Annotated in this window: 12 protein-coding genes and 1 pseudogene; 9 read left to right on the plus strand and 4 right to left on the minus strand. The window is 64.1% G+C overall.

The features are described from left to right. Positions 1 to 394: 394 nt before the first annotated feature. From J6500_RS25680 to J6500_RS25695, 4 genes and pseudogenes are all read right to left on the minus strand, one after another. Complete coding sequence (locus tag J6500_RS25680; protein WP_225715482.1) at positions 395 to 1,018, minus strand: MarR family winged helix-turn-helix transcriptional regulator; 624 nt, start codon at positions 1,016 to 1,018, stop codon at positions 395 to 397. An 885-nt stretch (positions 1,019 to 1,903) separates the two neighbouring features. Further along, positions 1,904 to 3,063, minus strand: a pseudogene (fliI, locus tag J6500_RS25685) (flagellum-specific ATP synthase FliI). A gap of 51 nt (positions 3,064 to 3,114) precedes the next feature. After that, positions 3,115 to 3,843 carry a flagellar basal-body rod protein FlgF gene (gene flgF / locus J6500_RS25690; RefSeq protein ID WP_225715483.1) on the minus strand — a complete coding sequence of 243 codons (729 nt, stop codon included), beginning with the start codon at positions 3,841 to 3,843 and terminating at the stop codon, positions 3,115 to 3,117. A gap of 3 nt (positions 3,844 to 3,846) precedes the next feature. Next, positions 3,847 to 4,632: a DUF1217 domain-containing protein gene (locus tag J6500_RS25695; RefSeq protein ID WP_225715484.1), complete on the minus strand. Its 786-nt coding sequence runs from the start codon at positions 4,630 to 4,632 to the stop codon at positions 3,847 to 3,849. A gap of 141 nt (positions 4,633 to 4,773) precedes the next feature. Between J6500_RS25695 and motA the strand changes: the two genes are divergently transcribed. The 9 genes from motA to fliE all read left to right on the plus strand — a co-directional run. Continuing rightward, positions 4,774 to 5,670 carry a flagellar motor stator protein MotA gene (motA, locus tag J6500_RS25700; RefSeq protein WP_225715485.1) on the plus strand — a complete coding sequence of 299 codons (897 nt, stop codon included), beginning with the start codon at positions 4,774 to 4,776 and terminating at the stop codon, positions 5,668 to 5,670. Further along, complete coding sequence (locus J6500_RS25705; protein WP_376707859.1) at positions 5,670 to 6,608, plus strand: flagellar motor switch protein FliM; 939 nt, start codon at positions 5,670 to 5,672, stop codon at positions 6,606 to 6,608. The genes motA and J6500_RS25705 overlap by 1 nt, the downstream gene beginning before the upstream one ends. Continuing rightward, positions 6,589 to 6,900, plus strand: coding sequence for a hypothetical protein (locus J6500_RS25710; RefSeq protein ID WP_225715487.1), 312 nt, complete (start codon positions 6,589 to 6,591; stop codon positions 6,898 to 6,900). Before J6500_RS25705 ends, J6500_RS25710 begins: the two co-directional genes overlap by 20 nt. A gap of 107 nt (positions 6,901 to 7,007) precedes the next feature. Further along, positions 7,008 to 7,403 carry a flagellar motor switch protein FliN gene (gene fliN, locus J6500_RS25715; RefSeq protein ID WP_225715488.1) on the plus strand — a complete coding sequence of 132 codons (396 nt, stop codon included), beginning with the start codon at positions 7,008 to 7,010 and terminating at the stop codon, positions 7,401 to 7,403. Positions 7,404 to 7,405: 2 nt separating this feature from the next. Next, entirely contained in the window at positions 7,406 to 8,449 is a 1,044-nt protein-coding gene (locus J6500_RS25720) for a flagellar motor switch protein FliG (RefSeq protein ID WP_225715489.1), read from the plus strand. A gap of 12 nt (positions 8,450 to 8,461) precedes the next feature. Further along, entirely contained in the window at positions 8,462 to 9,547 is a 1,086-nt protein-coding gene (gene flhB / locus J6500_RS25725) for a flagellar biosynthesis protein FlhB (RefSeq protein WP_225715490.1), read from the plus strand. Between the two features lie 73 nt (positions 9,548 to 9,620). Then, the gene (gene flgB, locus J6500_RS25730; protein WP_225715491.1) at positions 9,621 to 10,001 is read left to right on the plus strand and encodes a flagellar basal body rod protein FlgB; all 381 of its coding nucleotides are present in this window, start codon (positions 9,621 to 9,623) and stop codon (positions 9,999 to 10,001) included. Positions 10,002 to 10,010: 9 nt separating this feature from the next. Beyond that, positions 10,011 to 10,427 (plus strand): flagellar basal body rod protein FlgC, encoded by a 417-nt coding sequence (gene flgC / locus J6500_RS25735; RefSeq protein ID WP_225715492.1) that lies wholly within the window; start codon positions 10,011 to 10,013, stop codon positions 10,425 to 10,427. Positions 10,428 to 10,429: 2 nt separating this feature from the next. Further along, positions 10,430 to 10,617 (plus strand): flagellar hook-basal body complex protein FliE (gene fliE, locus J6500_RS25740; RefSeq protein ID WP_512699717.1); only part of this gene is annotated, 188 nt, incomplete at its 3' end.

Genomic DNA, 10,617 nt, shown 5'->3' on the forward strand with positions numbered 1-10,617 from the left:
CCCGAGGGGTGCGTGCCGCCAAAACCTCGAAAACAACCCCATGCAAAGGAGCCGGCGGCTTCGGCGTCCGACAAGCCGCTTGACATGTCGGGCAACTCAGGGGTACTCTTCCAATATTCCGAAATAGCGGGAGAAGGAGTGCGTCACCCTCTCGGTTGCTATTCAACCTGACTTCATCACGGTTTACAGACCCTTCGGGCCATCCTGAGAGGGTGTGAAGCTTTGTCTCACTCCCCCGCTGCCATCGCCCCGCTTGACCGGGCGATCCAGTATTCCAGAGGCAATCGTTATTGAACCGATAGGCCGCAGGGTACTGGATCGCCCGGTCAAGCGGGGCGATGGCAGCGAGAAAGTTGAGCAAACCAACCCGCCACCTTGAGGATGAGACGGCTGCCTAGCTCGCGACGCGGACCCGTTCGCGATGCTCGTCGATTCTCAACCGATCGCTCGCCTGCTCGAAGCTCGTGCAGAGCAGTTCGATCTCTTCCGGAGAAATCGGAGCGCGGTAAAGCCGACAGGTGTATTCCACGCCCCCGCGTCCTTTGGCCGGGCTGCGCTGGGCAAGGAACATGCAGTCCCGGCAGATGCTGGCATTGACGCGCTGATGCGTCGCGTCGAGATGATTGAGGACTTCCCTGAATGAATCGCGCAGCCGGGCACATTCCTCCGCGCCGAGCGCGCTCACGGCGTTCAGCACGTGGTTGATAGGGTCGTGCTGCGCAAGACATTTCTCACCCTGCGCGGTGACGCAAAGCACGACCGAGCGCTTGTCTTCATGCGACGGTTTGCGGATCAGATACGACTTGGCCTCCAGCGTCTTCACGATCTGCGAGGCGGTGGCCCTGGTCGCGCCGATGAATCCGGCCAGCGCGGACGGCGTCCGCGAAAACCGGTTGGCGCGGCTGAGAAACCGCAGAGCCATCCATTCCCGATCGCGCAACCCGTGTCGATTGCCCTCGAAATGCCAGGCTCTTGCTGCCTGGACCAGCAGCTCGATCGCCTCGCGTGCCATCGGCATAACTTACCCCGCTCGAGAAATCCTGACGAAGGCGCGCGCAATCCGCCCTCGGCCGCAGCTCGTGACTTCTTGAGTATGAGTTAAACAGCCGTTGATAAGGTATGAGTCCGCGGCGCGAAAATCCCGTTTCGGGGTGCGCATTGGTGGGTGCAGAGACTGGCTGGCCGGCCATCGCGATATGCGACGCTCGCGACCGCGCCCCCGGCAGGACGGCCGCGTTCCCGCCGAAAGCAGGCCGCAGGCGCTGTCAACGCCCGACGATGAGTCGAAATTCCTCAACCAAAGCCCCTGAACTCGGGTCACCAGCAAACGTCTTCTTCAAGCTACGCGATAACGATAGCTGACTTTATCAAGAAATGCATGATTGGACATTCGTGGTCGCAGCGGCATTCGACCAAGTGATGCACTGGTTGAAGAGTTCTCCACAGGCAACTCGATCGATGCTCCAGCAGCAGCAGTGTGGATCACGCGATCAGTCATGCATCGGAAGATGGATGCGGCGAATACGACAGTTTTGTTAAGCGCGCGTCCGTTGCCTCGTCGAATGCGCTCTTGCCCACTGCTTGAGCATGTGAATCGCGCGCAAGAGCCGCTGCGCGCGCTCGCCCGCGGCTCTGCCCTTCAAAAACAGGGAGTGAACTGCAAGATTGCACGCGATGGTTGCTCGCACGCCGATCCCGCTGACAGGAATCGATCGCCAATTCTGCCGTCAAGTCGCGTCACGTGATGGACGGCACAGTTACTGGTGTCGAACTCTTGCCATGAGACATGCATAGGCCGCGTGGCGAATCACGCCATTCGCACCGGGCCCAATCATCCCGGCGCGCGACAGCAAAGCCCGAAGCCATGCGTTTTTCGCGAGGGGCCATTCGCCGGGTGGCGCTCTTAAGCGCCCTTCAACATGTCCCTGAGCTCGCGAAATGCGTCCGCGCTTGGCGAAGCCGAAGCGTCTTGGCGCATCGCGGTGTAGATCCTGGGCACCATCTCGACCGCATGATCGAGTCCCGAGTCGCGGCCGGATTGGTAACCGCCCATCAGGCGCAGGTCCCTTGTGTCTTCATACTTTGCGATCATGGCGCGCAGCTTGCCGACCAGTTCGCGCTCGTCGGGATCCCAGACGGAATGGGCCAGACGCGAGACGGAGGCGAGGATGTCCACGGCCGGGTAGCGTGCCTGGTCCGCGATATGCCGGCTCAGCACGATATGGCCGTCGAGGGTGCTTCTGATCGTATCGGCGATCGGCTCGTTGTGATCGTCGCCATCGACCAGCACGGAGAAGATACCGGTGATCGTGCCGGTACCTTCCTCGCCCGGGCCGGCGCGCTCGAGCAGGCGCGGCAAATCGGTGAACACCGTCGGCGCGTACCCGCGCGCGACGGCGGGCTCGCCGGCGGCCAGCGCAACCTCGCGGGAAGCATGGGCAAAACGGGTGATCGAATCGACGACGAGCAGTACCGATTCGCCGCGATCGCGGAAATATTCGGCGATGGCCATCGCGGTCTTCGGCGCGAGGCGGCGCATCATCGGGCTTTCGTCGCCAGTCGACACGATGGTGATGGCGCGGTCGCGGCCGTGGCGAACAGATCGATCACGCGGACCCCGGTGCGCAGCGGCTTGTGCACGCGCGCCCGCTTCATCGCCGGAGGAGCTTCCGCCTCCACCGAGACTGCACGCGGGCCGGGAATTAGGGCACCCAAGCCGTCGAGGGGCGCACCGAGCGCGTTGACGACACGCCCCTTCCAGCTCGGATCGGGCGCGAACGACAGCGGCGGCATTCGGAATGCGACCGAGCCGAGGCCGCCGGCGAACTGCCGGTCGAACGGCTTAGCGATGATGCCCTCGCGGTCGATGCGAACCACCTCGCCGATCTGGGCGCGCCCGTCCGACTTCACGCCGATCAGCTCGCCGAGCCGGACAAAGCGCGACAGGCCGGAGACGCGGAAATGCGTCGGTGCGATCTCGGAGATGGCGCCGCTCGCGCTTGCGAGCGGTGTGCTCTGCTGCAGTTCCAGCAGTGCCCATTCGAGTTGCCGGAGGGCGTTCAAGACCATGCCTCCGTCATCGCGTTCGGCAAGTCATCCAGGGAATACGACACCCTATTTGCCAGGCTCGCCGAGCGTCCGGATCGCATTCTGCAGCGAGCTTTCGGTACCCTCCACAAGCGAGTTGGTGCCGTCGAAGGCGCGCGACGCCGAGATCAGGCGCGTCAGCTCGAGCATCGGATTGGCTCCCGATCCCTCGACATAGCTCTGCCGAATGCCGTCCCTGGTGAAGTCGGTGATCGCGGTCGCGGGCCGATCCGGGACTACACCGGAATTGCCGTAACGGTCGAGATTGGCATCGGCGGGAATATTGAACAGGCCAAGTGTGCCGGCCTCGTTGCCGTCCTGGGTGATCGCGCCGCTGCGCGCGATGGTGAGCGGCCCGCCGTTCGGATCGAGCGTGATCTGCGCGCCGCCCTGATCGACCACGGGAAAGCCGGTCAGGGTCTGCAGATCGCCGTTGGGGGCGATCTGCAGGCGGCCGTCGCGCGTGTAGACGGTGCCGTTGGGACCTGCGAACGCCAGCCAGCCCTGTCCGACCACCGCGACATCGAGCGGATTGCCGGTCTGGGTCAGGCTTCCGGCCTCGCGCGAGATGATGTTGTCGCCGGGCGAGGAGAAGGCCACCGGGTTCGTACCGGTGCGGGACAGCACGGTCTCGAACTTCACCACGTCGGTGCGATAGGCCGCGGTGTTCACGTTGGCGACGTTGTTGGCGATCGTCTGCAGCCGCTTCTCGAGCGCGACCTGGGCCGACAGTCCGACATAGAGAGCCGATTGCATGAGCTACCTTCCGAGGCGGATGGACTGGAGTTTCGACAGCATGTCGACATCCATGCCGTTCGTCGTCGTGGCGCCGATCAGCACCAAGGCGGGATTGGTCGAGGTATCGTTGGCGGCCTGGCTCGCGTCCCACATCGCCGCGAAGCGCTGCACGAATTTGGTGACCTTGGCCGGGTCCTGAAAATCGGAGATGTTGATCATCTTCGACAGCATTGCGGCCTGCTTGTCGATATCGGCCGAGCTGACCGTCGCCGACAGGCCGAGCGCGGTCTGCGCGACCTGCGTCAGGGCCTTGTCGGCGAGGATCTGATAGGGCGTCTTGATCGAGGCGGCCTTGCGCGTGAAGTAGAGCGCGAGCCGAACGCCCTCGTTCTGGTCGCCGGCGTTCTGCTCCATCATCTGCTGGACATATTGCGTCGCGGTGCCGGTCGTCGCCGCCGCCGTGTTGGTCGCGTTGCTGCCGAGCTGGGCAAAGTTGAACGCGGCGGCGAATTCGCGGTAGCGCGGGTCGGACAGCTTGTTGGCGAAGCTGTTGCCGTTGGAGATGCCCTCCGTCAGCACCTTTCGCATGAACGCCTTGGCGTAGATCATGTCGCCGAGGCCGTAGGCCTTCATCGCATAGGAGTAAAGACGGTAGTCCTTGAACAGGTCGTCGATGCTCTTCACCTTGCGGATGTTGGCGAGGTAGTAGTCGTTGTCGCGGCTGACGTCGGGCGCCTTCGCGGTGAGCGAAAGCGATTTGCCCATGTCCTTCGATATTCGTGTGTAGTCCGCGATCGTGGATAGCATGGCGCACACCCTTCAACGGCCGTTGCGAGCTGCTGCGAAGCTGCCGCGAGTAGCTTGCGCGGGGCTGGCGGGCGGGAAGCCAGCTTCGCGCAAGCGTCGCCGAATAGATATTTCCGACGGGATTGGCGATGGAGCGGCGCGTTGGGCAGTTTCGTGGGGATTATCATCACGGTCGCGGCACTGCTCGGCGGGTTTGCCGCCATGGGCGGGCACCTCGCCGTGCTCATGCAGCCGTGGGAGTTCGTGATCATCCTCGGCACCGCGGTCGGCACCTTCATCGTGGCCAACCCCTGGAAGGTCGTGGTGGACACCGGGCTTGCGGCGGTCCAGGCCGTGATCGGCGCGATCCCGGGGCAGCGCTATTACCTCGATCTGCTGGGCGCGCTGCACGCCCTGATGCGCGAGCTGCGCGGCAAGGGCCGCAACGAGGTCGAGGCGCATATCGACGATCCATCATCCTCGGAGATCTTCAAGACGTTTCCGAGCGTGCTCGCGGACACGGCGCTGCTGCAGTTCATCTGCGACTACGTCCGCCTGATCATCATGGGCAATGCGCGCACGCACGAGATCGAGGCGCTGATGGACGAGGAGATCCATACCATCGTCAAGAGCAAGCTGACGCCCTATAACGCGCTCGTCGTCGTGTCGGAGGCGCTGCCGGCGCTCGGGATCGTCGCCGCCGTGCTCGGCGTGATCAAGGCCATGGGGGCGCTCGACCAGTCGCCGAAGCTGCTGGGCGGTTTCATCGGCGCCGCGCTGGTCGGCACCTTCGCCGGCATCTTCCTGTCCTACGGCATCATCTCGCCGTTCGCTCTGAAGATAAAGATGACCCGCGAGAAGCGGTGCCGGCCCTACATCATCGTCAAGCAGACGCTGCTTGCGTTCATGAACGGCGCCATGCCGCAGATCGCGGTCGAGCATGGCCGCAAGATGATCGCCAGCACCGAGCGTCCGTCGATCGATGTGGTCGAGAACGAGACGATCGCCGGGCCGAAGGCTGTGGTTGCCGAGGTCGAACCGAAGGTGGCCCGCGCATGATGATGGACGGGATCAGCGCCGAGCAGCAGAAGCGGCTGCCGAACTACCTGCTCGATGCGGCGGGCATATCGATCGACCGCATGCCGATGCTCAATGTGATCTTCGATCGCATGGCAGCGTCGTGCACCGACAGTCTGCAGCCGATGGCGGGCACGCCGTGCTATTTCTCGGTCAGCGGCATCAGCAACGGCCGCGTCGGCGACTTCATCAAGGATTATGAAGGCAACGCGGTGGCCGCGGTGCTCTACGCCGAGCAATGGGACGCCAGGGTCCTGCTCGTGCTCGATCGCGATTTCGTCTTCACGATGGTCGAGGCCCTGTTCGGCTCTGACGGCGCGGAGCCCCCGATCGACGTCGAACGCTCGTTCTCGAACATCGAGCTCCGGGTGGTGCAGACGCTGTTCGAGCGCTTCGCCAAGGCCTTGCAGTCGGCGTTCGCCGCAACCTCCGACGTCACCTTCCGGCTTGAGCGGATCGAGACCGCGATGGCATCGCTCGCGATCGGCCGCAGCGGCAATATGTCGATCTGCGCCAATATCATGCTGCAGGCGCTGTACCGCGGCGGGCAGATGTTCCTCATCATCCCGCATTCGGCGCTCAATCCGCTGCGGCAAAAGCTGGCGCATGTCGTGGTCAGCGACGGCCGCGCCGCCGATCCGAACTGGCGCGAGCAGATGGAGACCGAGGTTCAGCGCACCGAGGTGACGCTGAACGCCGTGCTCGACGAGCGAGTGCTGTCGCTCGGGGATGTGGCGCAGTTCCGTGTCGGGCAGGTGATCGAGCTCAACGCCACGCCGCGCACGCTGGCCAGGCTCGAGAACAACAACCAGGTGCTGTTCTGGTGCCAGATCGGCCAGCTCGATGGTTATTACGCCATGCAGGTCTCGGATCCCGTCGATCAGAAGCGCGAGTTTGTCGATGATATCCTATCTCGTTGATGCCGTTCTTCTCATTGCGCTGGCCTTCACCAGCATGCGGGTGACCCGGATGCACCGGGAGCTGGCGCGGCTGCGCAGCTACCAGGGCGAGTTTTCGACCATCGTCCAGGAGACGGCGGGCGCCTTCGACACCGTCATCAAGGCGGCGCACGATTCGACGGCCAATCTCGGGCGGCTTGCCAATGTGCTCAGCAGCAAGATCGACCAGGCCCATGAGGCGATTACGGCGCTGGATGCGCGGCGGCCGCCATTCTCGCAGGGGTCCAAGAGTGGTGAGGCGGAGCAGGCATGACGCCGCTGCGGCCAGGCGCCGCGAGCATCAAGGGCTAGTGGTGTGCAGGCGCGGGATTTGCCTGCGACGCGCGCTCCGGGGACGAAATTTTCAAGAGGCAACACCAAATGGCGCAAACTTTCGATTATGAGCCGTCTGCCAGCCGGGCAGCCGGGTCCGACGAGGCCCACATCGACACCTCTTCGCTGGAAAAGCTGGCGGAGATCGCGGCGCGGACGGCCGAGGAGGCCGGCAAGTTCGCCAATGTCGACGCGATTCTGCGCATCCCCGTCACGGTGCAGGTGGTTCTCGGCGCCGCGACGATGCCGGTCGCCAATCTGATGAAGCTCGGCCGCGGCGCCGTGGTGCCGCTCGATCACAGGGTCGGCGAGCCCGTCGACGTCGTGGTGAACGGCAGGGTCGTTGCCCGCGGCGAAGTCGTCGTGGTCGAGGAGGACAATTCCCGGTTCGGCGTCTCGCTCACGGAAATCGTCGGACCGCTGGGCGGTCACGGTGAAACCTGACCGTGGCGGAACAGATGGGCATCGCAGCTCCCGCCAAACAGCGAGGCGTCGCCACGCTGGGCGGAACCGAGAAGGTCGCCGCGCTGCTGCTCGCGATGGGGCGGCAGGCTGCCGCGAGCGTCCTGCAGCAGTTCGAGCCGGAGGAGATCCGGGTCGTCACCAAGGCGGCCGCGGAGCTGCGCCCGATCACCGCGCACGAGCTTGAATCGATCGTCGAGGAATTCGCCCAGCAGTTCTCGATGGGGGCGAATATTCTCGGTTCGCTCGGGGGACTCGAGGCGGTGCTCGGCGACGTGCTGCCGCCGGAGCAGGTCTCGCAAATCATGTCGGACCTGCTCGGCAATTCGTCGAAGTCGGTTTGGGACCGCGTGTCGTCGGTCTCGGAAAACTCGCTCGCCAGCTATCTGTCGAAGGAGCACCCGCAAACCGCGGCGGTGATTCTCTCCAAGGTGAAGCCGGCGTGCGCCGCGAAGGTTATGAGCCAGCTGCCGTCGAGCCTGCGCAACGAGCTGATGCGGCGCGTCCTGAGCCTGAAGCCGATCGTCGACGACGCGATAAGGATCGTCGAGAAGACGCTGCACGAGGACCTGACGCTGAATTTCGCCCGCAACCTCGGCGCGGATACCTATGCGCGGGTCGCCGACATCATCAACAAGATGGAGCGCGGCCACATCGAGGACATGCTGAAGAGCCTGTCGGAGAAGCGACCGAAATCGGCCGAGGTGCTGAAGGAACTGCTGTTCACCTTCGACGACGTGGTCAACCTCTCGCCGAAGGCGCGCACCATGATCTTCGACCAGGTGCCGTCGGACCGCATCATCATTGCGCTGAAGGGGACCGACAAGAGGTTCCGGGAGCTGATCCTGTCCTCGGTGGCGTCGCGGGTGCGGCGTGTCGTCGAGCACGAACTGGCGCTCGGCGAGCCGTCGAACCAGCGCGACGTGCTGGAGGCGCGGCGCGTGATCACCGACCTTGCGCTCGAGCTCGCGGAGCGCGGCGAGATCGAGCTCAATCCCGACCAGGAGGATGAGCTGGTCTTTCGCTGACCGCTGAACAGCATGGCAGACACGTCCGACAAGGAGAGCAAAACCGAGCAGCCGACCGAGAAGAAGATCCGCGACGCCGTCGAGCAGGGCAAGATCCCGGTGTCTCGGGAGGCCTCCATCTTCGCCTCGATGGCTGCGTTGATGGTGATCCAGGCGTTCCTGATCGGGCAGGGCGTGCAGCAGCTCGTGCCGCCCCTTAAGGGACTGCTTGATGATCCCGGCGGCTTCCGCCTGAGCACGGGGGCCGATGCGCAACACCTGCTCTCCGTCGTCGGATTGCAGGCGATGCGCTTCCTGGTTCCGCTCATCGTCGTGCTGATCGTGTTCGGGCTCGCGGCCTCGCTGCTGCAGAACGCGCCGCGTCTCGTACTGGAGCGGATCCAGCCCGACTTCTCCCGCATATCGCCCGTACAGGGCTGGAGCCGGCTCTTCGGCGCCCAGGGCCTGATGGAGTTCGGCAAGTCGGTGTTCAAGCTGGTCTCCGTGAGCCTGGTGGTCGGCTTCGTCTTGCGGTCGTCGGAAGCGCGGGCCTTCGAGGCGATGTACACCGATCCGGTGGCGTTGCCCGAGATGATCCTGACCATCGCGATGCGGATCGTCTCGGCGACCTGCATCGCAACCATCGTGCTGGTGGCGATCGATCTGGCCTGGGCCCGCTTCCACTGGCGGCGCGAGCTGCGCATGACGCGGCAGGAAATCAAGGACGAGCACAAGCAAGCGGAAGGCGATCCGCTGATCAAGGCGCGGCTGCGGTCGCTGGCGCGCGATCGCTCCCGCCAGCGCATGATCGCCGCCGCATCGCGCGCGTCGCTGGTGATCGCGAACCCGACGCATTTTGCGGTGGCCTTGCGCTATCAGCGCGAGGAGAATTCCGCGCCGCTGGTGCTTGCCAAGGGCGCCGATGCGATCGCCCTCAAGATCCGTGCGGTTGCCGAGGAGAACCGGATTCCGGTGATCGAGAACAAGGTGTTGGCGCGAGCACTTTACGAAGCGGTCCAGGTCGATCAGGTGATCCCATCGGAGTTCTTCCGGCCGGTGGCCGAGATCATCTACTTCCTGCAATCCAAGAAGTCGCCGCAAGGCGCGAAGGTACAATGACGCGCCCGGCACGACAGCCTGAGAAAAGCTTCGGGCTCTATGGTCCTCCCGCATAGCCAAGATTGGATTTGCCGTGGGACCGCTCTATCTGTTCGACCTTGCTTCGTCGCAAGCCCGCTGGCTGGAGCTGCGCCAGTCGACGATCGCGGCAAATGTCGCCAATGCCAACACGCCGGGTTTCAAGGCGCGCGACGTCGAGCCGTTCAACAAGGTTCTCGACGGCATGCCGGTCCGCCTGGCAACCACATCGCCGGCGCATCTGCAATTGAGCGCGAGCGAAACCGATACGCGTGCCACCGCCAAGAAGGATAGCTGGGAAGTGGTGCACTCCGGCAATTCGGTGAGCCTCGAGCAGGAAATGGTCAAGGGCGGCGAGGTGAACCGCGACTACTCCATGAACTCGGCGATCGTGCGGTCGTTTCACCGCATGCTGCTGTCCGGTCTGAAAGCCTGAGGTGCGCTGATGCTTGATTCCCTACAGGCATCGCTGTCGGTCGCGAGCTCCGGCCTCGAAGCGCAGTCGACGCGGATGCGCATCGTGTCGGAGAACCTCGCCAACGCCAATGCGACGGGACGTGTGGCCGGTGCTGATCCGTACCAGCGCAAGACCGTGACCTTCGATGCCGAAATGGACCGTGCCGCGGGCGCCCAGCTCGTGAAGGTCAAGGAAGTCGGCACCGACAGTACGCCGTTCCGGGTCGAGTACGACCCCGGTCATCCGGCGGCCGACAAGGCCGGGTACGTCAAGCTGCCCAACGTCAACATGATGATCGAAATGGCCGACATGCGCGAGGTCAACCGGTCCTATGAAGCCAACCTTCAGGTGGTGAAGCAGGTGCGATCGATGCTCAGCATGACCATCGATCTGTTGAGGAGCTGACGATGCTTGAAGCGATTTCGTCGACTGCGATCTCCGCGGGGCCGGCGGCGGCCCGCGCGGCCGAGACGGACATAACGACGCCGACAGCAAGCGCGGTTCAGCCGAGCGGCGATCTCGGCTTCGATTCCGTGCTCAAGCAGGTGACGACGGATGCCATCGGAACGCTCAAGGCCGGCGAAGCCGCGTCGAT

The sequence above is a fragment of the Bradyrhizobium semiaridum genome (assembly GCF_020329505.1).
In the GTDB taxonomy this organism is placed as follows: Bacteria; Pseudomonadota; Alphaproteobacteria; order Rhizobiales; family Xanthobacteraceae; genus Bradyrhizobium; species Bradyrhizobium semiaridum.